15 protein-coding genes and 1 pseudogene are annotated in these 17,576 nt (G+C 60.1%); 7 read left to right on the top strand and 9 right to left on the bottom strand.

The window, feature by feature from the left end; translation table 11 throughout:
* Positions 1–66 precede the first annotated feature (66 nt).
* The 3 genes and pseudogenes from ACM6HV_RS27135 to ACM6HV_RS27125 form a co-directional block, all read right to left on the bottom strand.
* Positions 67–484, bottom strand: a pseudogene (locus ACM6HV_RS27135) (type II secretion system protein N).
* A 55-nt stretch (positions 485–539) separates the two neighbouring features.
* Positions 540–2,948 carry a hypothetical protein gene (locus tag ACM6HV_RS27130; RefSeq protein WP_414905761.1) on the bottom strand — a complete coding sequence of 803 codons (2,409 nt, stop codon included), beginning with the start codon at positions 2,946–2,948 and terminating at the stop codon, positions 540–542.
* Between the two features lie 215 nt (positions 2,949–3,163).
* On the bottom strand, positions 3,164–3,598 hold the full coding sequence (locus tag ACM6HV_RS27125; RefSeq protein ID WP_414905760.1) for a type II secretion system protein N: 435 nt from the start codon (positions 3,596–3,598) through the stop codon (positions 3,164–3,166).
* Positions 3,599–3,731: 133 nt separating this feature from the next.
* Between ACM6HV_RS27125 and gspH the strand changes: the two genes are divergently transcribed.
* On the top strand, positions 3,732–4,184 hold the full coding sequence (gene gspH / locus ACM6HV_RS27120) for a type II secretion system minor pseudopilin GspH (RefSeq protein ID WP_414905759.1): 453 nt from the start codon (positions 3,732–3,734) through the stop codon (positions 4,182–4,184).
* Entirely contained in the window at positions 4,181–4,789 is a 609-nt protein-coding gene (locus tag ACM6HV_RS27115; protein WP_414905758.1) for a prepilin-type N-terminal cleavage/methylation domain-containing protein, read from the top strand. Before gspH ends, ACM6HV_RS27115 begins: the two co-directional genes overlap by 4 nt.
* A gap of 288 nt (positions 4,790–5,077) precedes the next feature.
* On the opposite strand, the gene ACM6HV_RS27110 is transcribed toward ACM6HV_RS27115, so the two are convergent.
* Genes ACM6HV_RS27110 through ACM6HV_RS27100 form a run of 3 tightly spaced genes read right to left on the bottom strand, consistent with a single transcriptional unit; the run spans position 5,078 to position 7,261 of the window.
* Positions 5,078–6,016, bottom strand: a complete 939-nt coding sequence (locus ACM6HV_RS27110) for a FecR family protein (RefSeq protein ID WP_414905757.1) — start codon at positions 6,014–6,016, stop codon at positions 5,078–5,080.
* 31 nt (positions 6,017–6,047) lie between these two features.
* A complete protein-coding gene (locus ACM6HV_RS27105; protein ID WP_414905756.1) occupies positions 6,048–6,599 on the bottom strand; it encodes an RNA polymerase sigma factor in 552 nt (183 codons plus the stop codon).
* Positions 6,596–7,261, bottom strand: a complete 666-nt coding sequence (locus ACM6HV_RS27100) for a secretin and TonB N-terminal domain-containing protein (RefSeq protein ID WP_414905755.1) — start codon at positions 7,259–7,261, stop codon at positions 6,596–6,598. The genes ACM6HV_RS27105 and ACM6HV_RS27100 overlap by 4 nt, the downstream gene beginning before the upstream one ends.
* A gap of 207 nt (positions 7,262–7,468) precedes the next feature.
* On the opposite strand from ACM6HV_RS27100, the gene ACM6HV_RS27095 reads away from it, so the two are divergent.
* Positions 7,469–7,813: a hypothetical protein gene (locus ACM6HV_RS27095; protein WP_414905754.1), complete on the top strand. Its 345-nt coding sequence runs from the start codon at positions 7,469–7,471 to the stop codon at positions 7,811–7,813.
* Between the two features lie 235 nt (positions 7,814–8,048).
* Here ACM6HV_RS27095 and ACM6HV_RS27090 read toward each other — a convergent pair whose 3' ends face one another.
* Positions 8,049–8,489, bottom strand: a complete 441-nt coding sequence (locus tag ACM6HV_RS27090) for a carboxymuconolactone decarboxylase family protein (RefSeq protein ID WP_174376880.1) — start codon at positions 8,487–8,489, stop codon at positions 8,049–8,051.
* A gap of 83 nt (positions 8,490–8,572) precedes the next feature.
* Positions 8,573–8,815, bottom strand: coding sequence for a hypothetical protein (locus ACM6HV_RS27085; protein WP_414905753.1), 243 nt, complete (start codon positions 8,813–8,815; stop codon positions 8,573–8,575).
* Between ACM6HV_RS27085 and ACM6HV_RS27080 the strand changes: the two genes are divergently transcribed.
* The 4 genes from ACM6HV_RS27080 to ACM6HV_RS27065 all read left to right on the top strand — a co-directional run bounded on the left by ACM6HV_RS27080 (position 8,804) and on the right by ACM6HV_RS27065 (position 12,207).
* Positions 8,804–10,237, top strand: a complete 1,434-nt coding sequence (locus ACM6HV_RS27080) for a PLP-dependent aminotransferase family protein (protein WP_414905752.1) — start codon at positions 8,804–8,806, stop codon at positions 10,235–10,237. The two genes, ACM6HV_RS27085 and ACM6HV_RS27080, sit on opposite strands and share 12 nt — an antisense overlap.
* Positions 10,238–10,360: 123 nt before the next feature.
* Complete coding sequence (locus ACM6HV_RS27075; protein ID WP_047293918.1) at positions 10,361–10,654, top strand: putative quinol monooxygenase; 294 nt, start codon at positions 10,361–10,363, stop codon at positions 10,652–10,654.
* Between the two features lie 196 nt (positions 10,655–10,850).
* Positions 10,851–11,252, top strand: a complete 402-nt coding sequence (locus ACM6HV_RS27070; protein ID WP_414905751.1) for a cupin domain-containing protein — start codon at positions 10,851–10,853, stop codon at positions 11,250–11,252.
* A 241-nt stretch (positions 11,253–11,493) separates the two neighbouring features.
* Complete coding sequence (locus tag ACM6HV_RS27065; RefSeq protein ID WP_414905750.1) at positions 11,494–12,207, top strand: ATPase; 714 nt, start codon at positions 11,494–11,496, stop codon at positions 12,205–12,207.
* A 205-nt stretch (positions 12,208–12,412) separates the two neighbouring features.
* Here the strand turns inward: ACM6HV_RS27065 and ACM6HV_RS27060 are convergent, their stop codons facing one another.
* A complete protein-coding gene (locus ACM6HV_RS27060) occupies positions 12,413–17,308 on the bottom strand; it encodes an NAD-glutamate dehydrogenase (protein WP_414905749.1) in 4,896 nt (1,631 codons plus the stop codon).
* Between the last annotated feature and the right edge of the window lie 268 nt (positions 17,309–17,576).

The following is a 17,576-nucleotide window of genomic DNA, read 5'->3' as shown; positions in this document are numbered from 1 at the left end:
TGAGTGTGAGTTAGCTAGCAGCTTAGAGTTGAAAGTAGTCTCTCGTAATGACGAGAACCCCGAAAATCACGGCCTCACCAACCTAGGCATCTCCACCCCCTCCCCCAACCGCACCCTCTCCCCCCCTGCTCAATCACCACCCCATCCCCCTCCAACGCCACCAACTTCACCCTAGGCCCCACCTTCTCCCCCTGCAAAAAACTCCTCGGCGGTCCATCGTTCAAACTCAAAATCGCCACCGCCCCGCGACTCCCCGCCATCACCCCGCTCACCTTGATGCCCATCGGCGCCGTCTGGTTGGAAAACCACTGCAACGCCGGGCTATCGCTGCGCGCCGCGAGCATTTGTGGGGGGGGGCTGGTGGGATGTGGGATTCGGCGGAGGTCAGGAGCAGCGACGCCCAGGTCGCCACCCCGACCAGAGCGGCGAGCAGTGCGAGGGCCTGAACCATTTGCGCGGGGAATATGCGGGTGGTGAGCATCATGGGCTGAATCTCCTTTTAGTCCCTGCTGACAGGCTACGCGGCAATTCTCACGGTTTTACTTCACACGTCTTACATGTTGGCCGTGCAGGATGTTTTTTTGGGAACGGGCTGGCCGCAACGGAGCGCGCGACCGGTTAACAGAAGGTTTCGCAACATCCACCGCTTTGATCCTGTACCGTTTCACTGGCCCGTCAATAGCGTCCGCTTTGACTTGGCTCATAGTCAAAGCCAACTTGTAATGCAGCTCCAGCAAGCTATCGTTTCCCAGCCCTTCAAGATAGCTGTATGGCACGGTCCGAACATATTGGCCGGTATTAATCCAACTCTGATTCACTGCCGCGCCAGGGACCTTCCACACTTGAAGATTGTGCTCTGCACCCGTGGCAGTCCTGCCTTTCAATTCCAGCCAAACAGGCTGACCAGCCTGCATGAATGCCCAGACTCCCGCCCGGAGAGTACCGCCCTCCGTAACTTTGCTCAGATCCAGCTGATCGCCCTCAGCCTGCACGATGCTGAGTTTATCCAGCTCCGCGGCAGGTAACGGCAGGACGTTTACAGTCAGCGTGCCCGACGCGGTTTTACTGTCGCCTTCCGTGACTTCGTACTTGAGCATGAAGCTTTTAGTGGCGTTGCCGACGTTGGCAGCAATGGCCTCAGAATCAATCCAAAGCTCCGCACTCCCACTCTCCGCACCCGGCATGGGTGGAATCGTCGGGGAGCCGGCTCCCGGCGTGCCGGACATTATCAACTGAATGCTTTGGTCCTTATTCATACCAGGGTAGGCAACGCTCACCCGTACACCTGATTTGGCGTCGAGAGCGGCCAGGGTCACACTGGCCTCGACATCTGATGCGTGTGGCACTTGCAGTATGGGAACTTGAGCGGTTTGGTCATGAGGTTCATAAACAAAGGTGCGACCATCAGAGCCACTCAAGTTCACCCGGACAATAGGCAAGAACTGCCCCGTCTCCTGAAAGTAATCGCGCTGAAAAAAGCGCGCGCTCGTTAACGCCGTTTCACTTGTATGGAAAAAGGCTTGAATGGGGAGCTGCGTCGCAATGTTCTGGGGCCACGCGGCGATGATGACCTCGTTATGAAGCCTGCGCATATTCGGATCAGGAAGGTGAGATCTAACATCAACACTCATCGCAAATTCGGATTGATTTGCACCGAAACTACAATGGCGCCCATAAGCCCCGTTCAACTCATCGTAATAAACGCGCCACGTTGTAATATCGATAACACCTTGCTCCACACACGGCTTGCTAATGGGTAACTCCTCGTACTCGTTGCAACTGTCGCTCCGGTGATCGGTTGCCGCATCAAACGGATAGGCGCAGCGCACGGTAAGGGGAAAACCGGTGGGTGCCGCCATTTCCTTGAGAATCAAACCTTGGCTTTTCGCATACAAGAAGCCCTTGGTGCCGACATCTTCTCGAATATAGGAAAATGACACGCCGTTTCGCTCTACAGATCCCGGGCTTGGGTTCCACGCATGGTAGTCCGGTGAGGCACTTGTCACTCTGATCAACACGCCATTGCACTCGTAGGCTGGCGTGTTGCCACGACAGGCTGGCGTGGTGTCGGCATACCTTGCATTCAGTTTATCGGCCACTTGATAACCGATGTACAACTGATCCTGCTGATTGAATCCGAATACCGCACGGTCTGCCTGAGTCAAATCCATTCGCAGAATTGGCAGCCAATCCCCGGTAGTTGCAAAGTAGTCATACTGATCTCTCTGTGCCCCGAACAACGAACCTGATTGATTCGTATCGTAAAAAAGCGCCTGGATCGGGATTTTCTTGGGTGCGGTTTCGTCCCAGTTTCGTATCTGCAACTGAGTAGGTCGGGCCGACCAATCGCTGTCGATGCCTTGATGCGCCACCAGGCTGGCCTTGAATAACGTGGGATTGAGGCTGCTCAACGAGCATTGCTTTGTCGGTTGTCGGCCTTGTTGCTCGAAGTGCGCCAACCAACTCGTTGAATCACTTACGCCCTCGCTTGCGCAAGAGCTCGCGTCGGCGGCCTGTCGACTTGCAGTTGACAGGCCGCAACCGAAACCCGCATGGCTCCCAACAGGTATGAACGCGAAAGGATAGGCGCACAGGACATCCAGTGGCTGGTCCTTGCCGATAGCCGTGAACGAATCACTGAACACCACCCCGTTGGCTGACGGCAATGTCTGCGTACCCAAATCGGCGCGCAGATAGACAAAACTTTCCGCCCCCAATTGCGTGGCTACATCATCGTGTTTCCAGAATTCGCTCATCGGAGCGCTGCCATGCAACATGACGCCGCTGCAAAAATACGCCGGGTTGCCGCCCACACACTCTGCTTGCACGTTTTGATAGCGCTTGTTGAGCAATTGTGCGATTTCCGGGCCGGTTGCGGCTTCACCCAGGCTATTGAACAGTAGCAATACCAACAGCCACGCCCTGACCCGCGTCCATTTGATTTGCATGATGCTCCGCCTTGATCTCAAGCTTCGAACAGGCGCTCGAGTTACCCGGCCCACTGTCAGGCAATCATTAGTTATGCAAGGCGAAGACTTCTGTTCAGCCATGCAGACACGGGATGATTGAAGGCTTGATGCAGAGCGGCTGTCACCTGTCATATCTGACAGGTGAGTGGGGCTTTATGACAAATGGTCATTTCCTGGAAGCGGAAGAACAGGCTCTACTCAGGCCGGATGAGCGGCGACAACGGCGGCCCCTCCGCCAACCTTTCCACCTCCAACCGCACCCTCTCCCCACCCTGTTCAATCACCACCCCATCCCCCTCCACCGCCACCAATTTCACCCCAGGCCCCACCCTCTCCCCCTGCAAAAAACTCCTCGGCGGCCCATCGTTCAAACTCAAAATCGCCACCGCCCCGCGACTCCCCGCCATCACCCCGCTCACCTTGATATCCACCGGCGCCGTTTGATTGGAAAACCATTGCAGCGCCGGGCTGTCACTGCGCGCCGCGAGCATTTGCGGGGGCGCTGGTGGGGTGTGGGATTCGGCGGAGGTCAGGAGCAGCGACGACCAGGTCGCGACGCCGACCAGGGCGGCGAGCAGTGCGAGGGCCTGGACGGTTTGCGGGGGGGATATGCGGGTGGTGAGCATCATGGGCTGAATCTCCTTTTAGTCCCTGCTGACAGGCTACGCGGCAATTCTCACGGTTTTATTTCACACGCCTTACATGTTGGCCGTGCAGGATGTTTTTTTGGGACGGGGCAGGACGCAACGGAGCGCGCAACCGATGAAGGTGGGCAAGCAACAGGGCTTTACGCTGATCGAGTTGATGGTGGTGCTGGTGATCATCGGGATCGCCAGTGCGGCGATCAGCCTGAGTATCAAGCCGGATCCGCTGCAGTTGCTGCGCAAGGACGCTGAGCGCGTGGCGCAGTTGCTGCAGGTGGCGCAGGCGGAGGCCCGCGCCGATGGCCGGCCGATTGTGTGGCTGAGTGATGGCAAGGGCTTTCGCTTCAGTCGGCGCAGTGAGAGTGGCCGGGGGGTTGAGCATTTCAAGGATGATCCGCAGTTGCGGCCACGCACCTGGCAGAGTCCGAAGCTGGAGGTGCGGGTGGAGCCGAAGCAGAAGGTGGTGCTCAACGCCGAGTGGATCAATCCGCCGCTGCAATTGACCCTGTCTGATGGGCTCAATCGACTGAGTGTGCTGCGGGATGCTAGTGGAAGGATCAGTGTGCAATGAGCGATCAACGGGGCTTTACCCTGATCGAGGTGATGGTCGCGATTCTGCTGATGGCGGTGGTCAGTTTGATTGCCTGGCGCGGGCTGGACAGTGTGACGCGGGCGGACAGTCATTTGCAGGCGAGCAGTGAGCAGAGTGACGGTTTGTTGCGGGCGTTGAATCAGTTGCAGCGTGATGTGGAGATGCGCGCGGGTGTGGAGCTGAGTGAGCCGAAGAAGGTTGGCGTGGATGATGAGCCGCCGAGTGCGCCGCCTGCGCTGACGGTGCGCAGTAGTGACAGCAAGGGGTTTCGGCTGGACATTATTCGCCGTGCGGCGGATCAGCCTGGGGCTTTGCAGCGGGTGCGTTGGTGGGTCAAGGGGGATACCTTGTATCGGGCGGTGGCTGAGGCGCGCAGTCGTTATCCGTTGCCGGCGCCGGGGGCTGGAGTGGCGGTGTTGCAGGGTGTGAGTGATGTGCAGGTGCGGGTTTGGGAGGTGGATAAGGGGTGGCGGCAGTTGAGTGGTAATCGGCGGGAGGATCCGTTGGGGTTGGAGGTTCGGTTGACGCGGGAGACGGCGCAGGGGGTGGAGCGGTATCGGCAGGTGATGGGGCCGTTGGAGTGATGCGTGCGGGTTATGCCGAAATCGCTGCATATCGGAGATTTCTGTAGGAGCTGCCGGAGGCTGCGATCTTTTGAACTGCAAAATCAAAATCAAAAGATCGCAGCCTTCGGCAGCTCCTACATGGGATTGGGGCAGTCAGTTGGGGATTGGTTGGCTGTGAGGTCGTCTTCGCGAGCAGGCTCGCTCCCACAGTTGGATTGGGTTTGGTCAGTTGGAGAGGTGGTTGGCTGTTAGGCGTCATCGCTGGCAAGCCAGCTCCCACAGGGGGTGGTGGGTTTGGCGGGATTGTTAGCTGAGGACGACGACGCCGCCGGGCAGTTCAGTGCATTTGACGCCGTAGGCGTCGCGGATCAGCAGGGCGACGCCGGCGAGTTGGTCGAGGCTGAAGCGGGCCTGGACGCGGCGTTGGCCGAGTTCGCGGTTGAGCAGTAGCAGCATGCCTGGGCGGTAGCGGTTGATCTCGTCGACCATCTGGCTGAGGGTCGTGCCGTTGAATACCAGCACTTGTTGGCGCCAGTTCATCACTGCGGCGGTGTCGACGCTTTGCACTGCGCCCACTTGCTGCGCGTCGTAGGTCAGTTGCTCACCCGGCTGCAAACGCAGGCTGCGACCATCGACATTGACGTCCACTGAACCATCGAGACAGGTCACACACACCTGCTGATCGGTGTTGCGCAAGTTGAACCGTGCCTGACTGGCGCGCAACCACCCTCCTCCCGCTTGCATCGCCAGCGGCAGCCGCGCGGTCTGCACTTCGACTTCGCCGCTGACCAGTTCAAAACCCTGCACACCATCATCGCCGGCGCGCTGGTTGATGCGAGTCTGGGTGTTGAGTTCCAGGCGCACGCCGTCGGCGGGTTCGAAGCGCTTCTGCTGGCCGACTTCGGTGATGTAATCGGCGCCGAGCCCTTCGAAGCCACCGGGAATCGTCCCGCGCACCAGCATAAACGCCGCCGATGCCGCGATAGCACCACCGAGAAACGCCCGGCGACCGAAGCGCCGAGGCGACTGTAGCCTTTCAGCGGCAGGCTGCAGGTTGTGCCACAACACCTTGGCCTGCTCGAAAGCCTGAGCATGTTCGGCGCTCTGCGCGCACCACTGGCGCAAGGCGCGGGCGTCGGCCACAGTGGCGCGGCCGGAGGTCAGCAGGACCAACCAGTCGTGGGCTTCGCTGTGCAGATTGTCGGCCGCCGATGGCTTGGCAGGTGTCAGTCGAAAGATGTTCAAACGCGCAGATTCTCAACGAAATGATCGGGCACTATTCAGAAGACGGTTTTCCGGCCCCGCGACCGAACCGCTGAAACACTTTTCTTTCCAGTTTCGCGGCGCAGTAGCCCAATGCGGCTTTGATTTCCTTTTCGACCATGCGCGTGGAAATGCCGAAACGCTGGGAAATTTCCAGGTGCGGCGCCTCCTCCAGTCGCGCGGCGATGAAGATTCGGCGACGCCGCGCTGGCAGTTCGTAGAGGGCGCTGAGCAGCGACTGGATTTCCTTTTGCCCACCGACCACCCGCGCCGGGTCCAGCGCCTCGTCGCCGACTTGCAACAGCTCTTCGACTTCCTCGCCGGTGAGCAGGCGCGCATCGGCCTGACGGCGGTCGGCGGCGATGTTCAGGGCCATGCGATAGAGGTAAGCGTTTGGCCGCAGCAGGTTGGGCGGCGTTTCCATGCGGTCGACCCGCAGGTAGGTTTCGTGCAACACGTCGTTGGCCAGATCTTCCGAGCCGAGACGCCTGCGCAAGCGCACCCGAAAGTCCTCGTAGGACGTCAGGAACAGCTGGACCATCGAACCTTGTCCGGTGTCTTTCATCCCCCGGAAACTCCTTCCCATTTGGTGCATTCCATGCGTTTCCCTGACGACTCCGGTAACAACAGCAACGTGACCGGCTGACGCAACGCGCTGGGCGTCGGCCGGTCGATCCTGAGATTGCGAAAGCTCTCCACCAGCGCGGTATCGCGCCGTACATCACCGGTGGTGGTGACCAACCGGTTGTGCTGCACCACGCCGTCACGCCCGACCCAGACCTGCAACACCGCGCGATAACTGCCCGGACGAGTCAGTGGCGAACGGCACAGGTTGCGCTCGATCGCCGCTTGCACCGCGGTGGCGTAGCTGCGACTGACAGCGGCACTGGCCGGGGTGGTTTTGTCCAGGGCCGACGGCACGTCCTCGACCTGCGCCACCTGCAAGGTGAACGCATCGTCGCGGGCGTAACGCGCCATCAGGCCGCTGCCGCCGAGCAAACGGCGCAGCGCATCGGCAGCGGAGTATTCGCCATCGACCGCCAACGAGCGCCGGCCACGACTCAACTGACTGTCGACCAGCACCGCAACACCCGTGGCGTGGCTGTACTGATCCAGCGCCCGGGCCAGGTCCTGCGCCGGAATGTGCAGGGTCATGCGCAAGTCCGCCGGCAGCGGTTCGGCGGTCGCCCCGCCGCTGAACCAGCCAAACAGCAGCCCCAGACTCACCCGGCGTACGAGAGTCGCTGAACGCTGAAGACCGTCCCTGGAACTGCCTCGCTGCACGGCTGACGTACCCCTGAAAACCGTCATCCTGATGGCTGTTTATGAATCTGGTGTGACGGGCGGTGCAAAAAAACCATCACGGGATTCGCCCAAGGCTTGCACTAGACTGCAAGCAGACAACGGCCGCTTCGGGCCGGCCAGGAGGCTTGCATGAAATCACTGTGGAAAATCGCCCTCGGCGGGCTGCTGCTGAGCGCCTTCGCCAGCGCCCACGCCGAACAGCCGCTGGGCTGTGTGGAGGTAACGGTGGGTGGCTACAAGGCGCCGAATTACGATTGTCTGAGCCAGCAGATGGGCAACAATCCCGAGGGTGCTGCGGCTGCGCAGAAGAATCAGGAAGCGCTGAATGTGCCGGTGAACAAGCGGCCGCCGAATCAGGTTGGGCTGGCGACCCCGGCCGCAACTGGCACACGCATGGGTAACACCTTCGGCACCTCAGTCAAACCGCAGCGCCCACCCGCCAATAACGGAACATCCCCATTAACCAATAAATGAATCAAACACCTGAGGCTAAGAAACTCACACACCTAGAGGAAGGGGAAACAAACCTGTGGCGAGGGGATTTATCCCCGATCGGCTGCGCAGCAGTCGTCAATCCCGCTGACTCGGTTTATCTGACGGACCCGCGTCGGATTGTTTTGGGCCTGCTGCGCAGGCCATCGGGGATAAATCCCCTCACCACAAGGAATACCTCAATCACTAGAAATACCCCAATTACAGGGTATGCACGTCAATCGCTCGGGGTTTGGCGGAAGCTTACGGCCAGGCGATTCCAGCTGTTGATGGTGGTGACGGCCATGGTCAGATCCACCAGTTCGGCCTCACTGAATTGCGCTTTGGCCAACTGGTAAACATCATCCGGCACATGACTCTCCGCCAACAACGTCACTGCCTCGGCCCAGGCCAGCGCGGCACGCTCGCGGGGGTTGAAGAAGCCACTGTCGCGCCACACCGCAATCGCATACAAACGCCGTTCACTCTCCCCGGCGCGCCGCGCATCCACTGAATGCATGTCGGTACAGAACGCGCAGCCGTTGAGCTGCGAGGCGCGGATCCGGATCAGTTGCAACAGTGGCGCCTCGATGCTCAGGTCGCGGGTCAGCGCTTCCATGGCGAGCATGGCTTTCATCGCCTTGGGTGAGGCGTTGTAATAGTCCAGACGCGGGGACATGGGCAGGTCTCGGAATGCGGGATAGTGGTTTTACGGTAGGCGCACAGCGGACGGTCTTACAGCCCCAATTCCACGGAATATCGCTACACCACTGCACCCAAGGCAAACACAAATCCCCTGTAGGAGCTGCCGAAGGCTGCGATCTTTTGACTTTGATTTTTTTCAAACAAAAGCAAGATCAAAAGATCGCAGCCTTCGGCAGCTCCTACACGGGTTGGGGCCAATTTGGAGTTTTTCGGGTAGGCAACTATTGTCGATCCGGCAACAGCGGTAATCTGGCCGACACCCCAATCGCCCCCCGGAGCCGCGTCGGTATGGAACTTCACGTCGTGATCAATGGCCGCAAGGACCTGGCCGGCCAGCTGTACAATCAGCTGCGCAGCGCCATCGAGTCCGGGCGTCTGGCCGCCGGCACCCAGTTGCCGCCCAGCCGCTTGCTGGCCGAGCAACTGGGGATCTCGCGCAAGACCATTTCCGACACCTACGCGCAACTGACCTACGAAAACTTCCTCACCGGCGTCATCGGCAAAGGCACCTACGTCAACGCCCGTCCGGCGCAGGTTCAGCGCAAGCAAAGCCACACCGAACTGGCCAGCGCCGAACAGATCGAGCGCTGGCGCAACCTGCCGATGTTCCTGCAGCACCCGACGCTGGAAGGCTCGCTGCGTTACGATTTTATCGGCGGCGCCACCAGCAAGGGCCAGTTCCCGCATGACGACTGGCGCCGTTGCGTGTCGCATGCGATGCGTCAGATGGCCGGCTCCAAAGGCTTCTACAGTGTCCCCGAAGGCTTGCCGGCGCTACGCAATGCGATTGCCCGGCACATCGCGTTTTCGCGCGGGATCAACGGTCGGGACGAGGACATCGTGGTGTGTAACGGCGCGCAGCAGGCGCTGGATCTGATCACCCGCGTGCTGATCAGCCCCGGCAGCCGAGTGGCGATGGAAGACCCGGGTTATCCGCCAGCCCGCCTGCTGTTCGGCAGCCACGGCGCCGCAGTCAGTGGAGTTCCGGTTGACGCCGAAGGCATTGTGGTCGAACAGATTCCCGAGGGTACGCGGCTGATTTACGTCACCCCGTCGCACCAGTTTCCGCTGGGCATGCCGATGAGCCAGGCGCGCCGCGAGGCGTTGCTCGCCCGGGCGTATGAGTTGGGCGCGATCATCATCGAGGACGACTATGACAGCGAGTTCCGCTATGAAGGCCGGCCTACGGACTCTCTGTTCAGCCTCGACCAGCGCGAGATCGTTGCCTACGTCGGGACCTTCTCCAAGACCCTGTTGCCGGAGCTGCGCCTGGGTTACGCGATTCTGCCGCCGGCGATCCTCGAAGCGGTGATCCGCGCGAAAAAGCTCACTGACCAGCACGCTTCGACCTTGCCGCAATGGGCGCTGGCCAAGTTCATTGCCGAAGGTTGCCTGCTCAAGCACATCCGCCGCTGCCACGCGATTTACGCCCAGCGCCGCGAGCGGATTCTGGCGCGCATGGCCACGGATCTGTCGCCGTGGCTGGAGGCGATAGCGCCCAGTGCCGGGTTCCACATGGCGGTGCTGTGCAAAGTGCCGGTCGACCTGGCGCTGGTGATCGAGCTGGCGAGAAAGGTCGAGGTCGGGTTATACCCCATCGACATTTTCTATTATCAACAGCCGGTGAGGAGCGGCCTGTATTTCGGCTTCGGCGCCATCGAAACCCTCGACATCGACACCGCTCTGGATCGCCTGCGCGACATTCTGCAACAAGTGGCGTGAATGATTGGTCTGCGCGATTAACCGCCGATTGGTTATTGGTGATCAACCGGTGCGGGCCTATTCTGCATGGGCGTTATCCCTCAATGAGCAGGATTCGTCCGGCCTGATTCAGGAGAGTGAGCAATGTCCAACGAAGTGATCAACACCGTCCAGGTGCGCGCTGCCGCCGGCCGTTCGGAAGAACTCGGCCGGCAGTTGCAGAAGATCGTCGACACCCTGCGCCAGACACCGGGCTGCGACGCCTATATGGTCGACCGCTGCCCCGAGGACAACCAACGCTGGATGGTGAGCGCACGCTGGCAGTCGGAAGCGGCGATGCAGGCGCACTTCAACCGGCCCGAGGCGCAGGGGTTTATTGACCTGATCGATAGCCGTCTGGCCAATAGTGTGGATTTCAATAGTTTCCCTATCGTTTAGAAACAAGATCAAAAGATCGCAGCCTTCGGCAGCTCCTACAGTGGAATGCGTTTCCTGTAGGAGCTGCCGAAGGCTGCGATCTTTTGCTTTTTGGCGGCAGCCGATTGGTCACCCGATCTTCCCGAATATTGGCCGTTTGAATACCCCACCCCGCAGACTACTGTGATCATCACCCCTCCCCAACTGGTGATCGAACATGAAAGCCCTGCACCTCTTCACCGCCATTCTCGCCCTGTCCATGTCCGCTGCCGCCTTGGCCCACGACCCATCCGAGAAAGTCACCGTCCTGCAAGACCAGATTCTGAAGAACGCCCCCGGCAAGAAAGCCATGATGATCGAAGTCGACTACAAACCCGGGCAGTCCTCGATCGCCCACAAGCACGACGGTACCGCCATGGCCTATGTGCTCGAAGGCGAAGTGATTTCCCAGGTCAAGGGCGAACAGCCGATCACCTACAAGAAAGGCCAGTTCTGGTACGAACCGGCCGGCTCCGAACATCTGGTGTCGAAAAACGCCAGCAAAAGCAAACCGGCGAAGTTGCTGGTGTTCATGGTATTGGCGCCGGACGAACAAGTGCTGATCCCTTTGAAAAACTGATGATTGTTGGCACAGCCATAGATAAAAAGGCGCAAAACCCTGTTTTGCGCCTTTTTATGTCCGGACGAAATTAACCGTTTTGCCTTAAAGCCAATAAAACTAATACATCGCCACAACACGGAAAATTGTCAGCTTATTTACAGGTTGGCGGGTTTAGTCTGAATCAACTGTCGTGCGCCCGTCACAAACAGCCGCGACAACTCTGACGTTCCGACTGAAGTTGCTTCACGGGAGACTCACCATGAAACTTGCCTTTGCCAGTACCCTGGCGATATCGGTTTTAGCCTTGTCCGCCTGTTCCGTACCCACCGCGCCGAAAGCGGTGTCGTCCCTCGACACGCTGTTCACCCAACCGGTTGGCCGCAGCAGCGCCGCCCAGGTGAAAAGCGGTCCCGGCGTGTCACTGGGCGTGGTCTACAGCCCGAGCACCCAGACCAACCGCGAATACCTGCGTGACTATCAGGCCAACGCCGGCACCGGTTTCGGCCAGAGCCTGCTGGTGCAGCCGATCCACGACGCCTACGTCAACACCTCGAAACCGGACATGGCCGTGGACTGGGTCAAGGCTTCGCTGCAACGCCAGTTCGGCTCCGTCACGGTGTACCCGGACATGCAGAGCCTGCGCGCGGCGCATCCCGACGTGGTGGCGATCATCGACACCCACAGCCAGTTGATCACCTCGCGCAGTTCCGACATCAAGGCTGATGTGAGTGCGGATTTTTATGATGCGAAGTTGAATTACATCGGCACGGCGAAAGGTTCGGAGGCCAAAGAACTGACACCGGTTTGGGCGGACTTCAAACGTTCGGAAGAGATCGTCGCTGATATTAATCAGCAGCAGGATGTGCAAGTTCGGGCGCTGCAGAAGTTTGATCAGTCGCTGAGTAATTTATTGACCAGGCCGACAGATAAAGTGTCGATGCTGGATAACAAACAAGCACCTGACTTGTATTGAAAGTAAGGCCCTCATCGCTGGCAAGCCAGCTCCCACAGGATTTGTGGTGACACTCAAACCCTGTAGGAGCTGCCGAAGGCTGCGATCTTTTGACTTTTAAAATCAAAAGATCGCAGCCTTCGGCAGCTCCTACAGGGAGCGCATCAACGAGCATAAAAAAGCCCCGGCATCTCACGACACCGGGGCTTCTTCATTCAACCACTACTCAGGCCGGTTCAAGCTCGGCATTCGCAGCAGCCGCAGGCACCACCGCTTGCCCGCTCAACGCGAGGTCCAGCAGCTCACGGTTGGCCACGGCATACATGGCGTAGTCAGTGCCGCTCGCAGCACGGATTTCCACCAGCATGGCGCGCCAGCGCTCGATCATGCTTTCGTGCTGTGCCATCCACAACGCCAAGCGTGCTTCCACGTCCTGGGTGCCGTCGCCCTGTTGCAGGACGGAGATGGTGATCGCACGTTGCTGCCAGTCCACATCATCACGGAACGCTTCACGGGCCAGGGCCTGCCAGTTGTTTTCAACCGGCAGTGCGCTGATCTGTTGCAGGTACCAGGTGATGTCCAGCGCACTGCCTACGGCGAAGTAGGCCTTGGCCACTTCGGCCGGATCCTGGCCAGTGACGTCGGACGCTTCGATGATCGGCAGCAGCGTGTACAGGTGCGAGGTACCCGCGACCATACGCGCCAGCAACTCCGGCACACCGGCCGCGACGTAAGCCTGATAACGCGCCTGCCAGTTTTCACGGATTTCGCCGCTCAGCAGTTCGTCGAGCTTCAGGCCCAGCTCCTTCAGGTGCGGACCGAAGTGCGCGACATCACGGGCAGCGTTCTGCTCGTTGCGACGGGCACGCAGGAACCAGCGGGTAGCACGGCGGCCCAGACGCATCAGCTCGTCCATCAGCTCCAGCTGCACGTCAGCGGAAACCTGATAGTCCAGCGCTTCGATCTGACGGAACCAGTGCGGGAGGTGGAAGATGTCACGCACGATCACGTAGGCACCGGCCACGTTCGCCGGGCTCATGCCGGTCGACTCTTTGAGTCGCTGCACGAAGGTGATGCCCATGTGGTTGACCAGGTCGTTGGCGATCTGGGTGCTGACGATCTCGCGCTTCAGACGGTGACGACGCATGGCTTCGGAGAACTTGCTGACCAGGGTCGGCGGGAACGCCGTTTCCATGTCGCGGGTCAGGTAGTCGTCGTCCGGCACCAGCGAGTTCAGCAGCTGTTCCTTGAGGTCGATCTTGCTGTACGAGATCAGCACCGACAGCTCCGGACGGGTCAGGCCATGGCCTGCCGCAACGCGCTCGTTGATCTGCTCTTCGGTCGGCAGGAACTCGATGGCACGGTCCAGCTTGCCACGGCCTTCCAGATCGCTCATCAGACGCTTGTACTCGGCAATGCGCTCGTAGGCACGACGCGCTGCCAGGGACAGGGCCTGGGTCTGCTTGTAGTTGTTGCCCAGCACCAGACCACCGACTTCGTCGGTCATGCTCGCCAGCAACTGGTTGCGTTGCTTGTCGGTCATGTCGCCAGCCTGAACCACTTCGTTCAGCAGGATCTTGATGTTCACTTCGTGGTCGGAGCAGTCCACGCCACCGGCGTTGTCGATGAAGTCGGTGTTGGAACCGCCGCCATTGAGACCGAATTCCACACGACCCAGTTGGGTCATGCCGAGGTTACCGCCCTCGCCCACTACCTTGCAGCGCAGCTCGTTGCCGTTCACGCGCAGTGCGTCGTTGGCCTTGTCGCCCACGTCGGCATGGCTTTCGGTGCTGGCCTTGACGTAAGTACCGATACCGCCGTTCCACAGCAGATCCACCGGCGCCTTGAGCAAGGCGTTCAGCAGTTCGGTCGGGGTCAGCTTGTCGGCCTTGATGTCGAAGCGTTCTTTCATCTGTGGCGAGATGGCGATGCTCTTCGCGCTGCGCGAGAAGATGCCGCCGCCTTCGGACATGATGCTGGTGTCGTAGTCGGTCCAGGCCGAACGCGGCAGGTCGAACATGCGCTGACGCTCGGCGAAGCTGGTCGCCGGGTTCGGGTTCGGATCGATGAAGATGTGCATGTGGTTGAACGCAGCGACCAGTTGCAGCTTGTCGGACATCAACAGGCCGTTACCGAACACGTCACCGGCCATGTCACCCACGCCGACCACGGTGATGCTGTCTTCCTGAACATTGATGCCGCGCTCGCGGAAGTGGCGCTGTACGCCGACCCACGCGCCCTTGGCGGTGATGCCCATTTTCTTGTGGTCGTAACCGGCGGAACCACCGGAGGCGAACGCGTCGCCCAGCCAGAAGCCGTAGTCGATGGCGATGCCGTTGGCGATGTCGGAGAAGGTCGCAGTGCCCTTGTCCGCTGCCACCACCAGGTACGGGTCATCGTCGTCATGCCGCACGACGTTGGCCGGCGGTACCAGCGCGCCGTCTTTCAGGTTGTCGGTGATGTCCAGCAGACCGGAAATGAAGATGCGGTAGCAGGCGATGCCTTCGGCCGCGATCTCGTCGCGGCTGCCGCCCAGTGGCAGGCGACGCGGCAGGAAGCCGCCCTTCGCACCCACCGGCACGATGACCGAGTTCTTCACTTGCTGGGCTTTTACCAGGCCGAGGACTTCGGTACGGAAGTCTTCTTCACGGTCGGACCAGCGCAGACCACCGCGCGCAACGTTGCCGAAGCGCAGGTGCACGCCTTCGACGCGTGGCGAGTACACGAAGATTTCGAACTTCGGAACCGGCTTCGGCAGCTCAGGGATCGCGTGCGGGTTGAATTTGAAGCTGAAGTACGACTTGTTCTGGCCGTTGGCATCAGTCTGATAGAAGTTGGTGCGCAGGGTGGCTTTGATCAGGTCCAGGTAACGACGCAGGATGCGGTCTTCGTTGAGCACCTGAACGTCGTCCAGCGCGGTCAGAATCGCCTGTTCCAGACGCTGTTGCTTGTCTTCCAGATCATCGCTGCCCAGCTTGCGCGCCAGGTAGAAACGGGTCTTGAACAACCGGGTCAGCTCGCGAGCGATGTCGGTGTGGTTGTTCAGGGTGCTGGCGATGTAACCCAGGTCGAAGCCCAGACGGATCTGCTTCAGGTAACGGGCGTAAGCGCGCAGCAGCGCCACGTCGCGCCATGGCAGACCGGCGGTCAGCACCAGACGGTTGAACGCATCGTTCTCGGCATCGCCACGGACGATGTGGACGAACGCGTCCTGCAGGGTGTCGTTGAGTTGCTGGATGTCCAGCTCCAGACCTTCCGCCGCGGTGAACGCGAAGTCGTGGATCCAGAACTCGCGGCCATTGGTGTGACGCAGACGGTACGGGAACTCACCCAGCACGCGCAGGCCGAGGTTTTCCAGAATCGGCAACACGTCGGACAGCGCCAGCGGGGTGTCGGCGTGGTACAGCTTGCAATGCAGCTCGCGCTGACCAGACACCTGGCCCAGCGGCTGATAGAAGCTCATCACCAGCGGATTTTTTTCGTTCAGGCTCAGCAGGTGCTGCATGTCGACCACGGCCGAATGCGCCGCGAAACGCTCGCGGTAACCCGCCGGGAAACCTTTCGGGAAATCCGCCAGCACGTTGGTGCCGTGGGCTTCGCCGAAGCTTTCGACGGTCAGGGCGGCGTAGTCGTCCTGCCAGCTGCGGCAGGCCTGTACCACTTCTTTTTCCAGCAGCAGCGGGTCGATGTCGATGCGGTTCTTCGGATCAACACGCAGGATCAACTGCACGCGAGCCAGCACGGACTCGGAGAAGAAGGTCCAGAACTCGCAGTCGGTGGCCTTCAGGCGCTCCATCAGCACCTGCTGGATCTTCTGGCGCACTTCGGTGGAATAGATGTCGCGCGGCACGTAGGCCAGGCAGTAGCAGAAGCGACCGTACGGGTCTTTGCGCAGGAACACGCGGATCTTGTTGCGTTCCTGGATCTGCACGATCGACATCACGGTGCTGAACAGTTCGTCGACCGGGGTCTGGAACAGGTCGTCACGCGGCAGCACTTCAAGCACCTGCGCCAATTCCTTGCCCAGGTGAGCCTTGGACTGGAAGCCGGAACGGCGTTCGATTTCTTCGACCTTGCGGCGGATGAACGGGATGACCCGCACGCTCTCGCCATACACCGAGGAGGTGTACAGGCCCATGAAGCGGTGTTCCTTGATGACGTGGCCGTCGGCGTCGATTTCACGGATCGACACGTAGTCCGGGTAGGCCGGACGGTGTACGCGGCTCGGATGCGCAGCCTTGGCGAACGACAGCAGGGTCGGTTCGCGCAGGTAGTTCACCGCGTAGTCTTCGATGTGACGGTCTTCGTTGGTCAGACCGGTGCGCAGCAGTTTGGTCAGACCGAGGAAGGAGTTCTGGTCGTATTCGATATGACCGCCATCGGCCTGATCGACAACGGTGAACTCTTCGTAGCCGAGGAAGGTGAAGTGGTTGCCCACCAGCCATTCCAGGAAGCTCTTGATTTCGCTCTTTTCGTCGGCATCGACGGCGAATGCGCTGTGATCGAGCTTGGTGAGGATCTCCTGCACCTTGGCCTTCATCGGCTCGAAATCAGCGACTGCGACGCGCACTTCACCGAGCACCTGCTCCAGCTCTTTGCTCAGCACATTCAGTTCGGCCGCGTTGGCGCAGCGGTCGATTTCCAGGTACATCAGCGACTCGTGCAGCACGCCTTCGCCGGTGCTGCCCTTTGGCAGGATTTCCAGCAGCTCGCCCTTGCTGCCACGACGCACGCTGAGCACGGTGGTCTGCAGGGTGTGGATGCTGTAGCCGCGACGGTTCAGCTCGGTGCGGACCGAGTCGACCAGGAACGGCAGGTCGTGGTGCAGCACCTCGACCGCGGTGTGGGTCGACTGCCAGCCGTGGCGTTCGTAATCAGGGTTGTAGACGCGCACTTGCGGTTGCGCGTGATCGAAGCGCTCAAGCAGGCGCCACGCGGAAAGAGTACAGCCAGCGAGGTCGGAGAGGCGACGTTGAGTCAGCTCGTCCAGGGAAATGATGCCGAAGAATTGTTCAGCGAACAGCGCCACTTGTGGCAGTGCCTGTTCACTGATGTGCTGCGCCAGTGCCGCTTGCAGTTGGTGCTGGAAGTCGGCTTTGCTGGCTGCGGTGAAGAACGCCATCTGTGGTACTCCGCTTAAGCTTGTTATTGATGGAAAGCGTCGCGTGCAACACCCCTTGCGGGGCTTGTGTCGCCCTGTTCCTGATTCTCGGGCAGAGGAAACAGGGGGACAGGTGGGTGAAGCTGGACGAGACACTCAGGTCACATTCACCTTCCATTGAATGGGCATCTGCAAAAACGACTGTCGAGGCTGCCGACAATGTCTTTACGGGTGCTCATCCGTTGCGCAGCTTAATGGGTGCGACAATGTGTCTGCTTGCGGTGCTGCG

The organism is Pseudomonas sp. IT-P260 (genome assembly GCF_949768395.1).
Taxonomy (GTDB): Bacteria; Pseudomonadota; Gammaproteobacteria; order Pseudomonadales; family Pseudomonadaceae; genus Aquipseudomonas; species Aquipseudomonas parakoreensis.
Note: the sequence above shows the minus strand (reverse complement) of the source record. Positions and strands in the feature narration are given on the sequence as shown.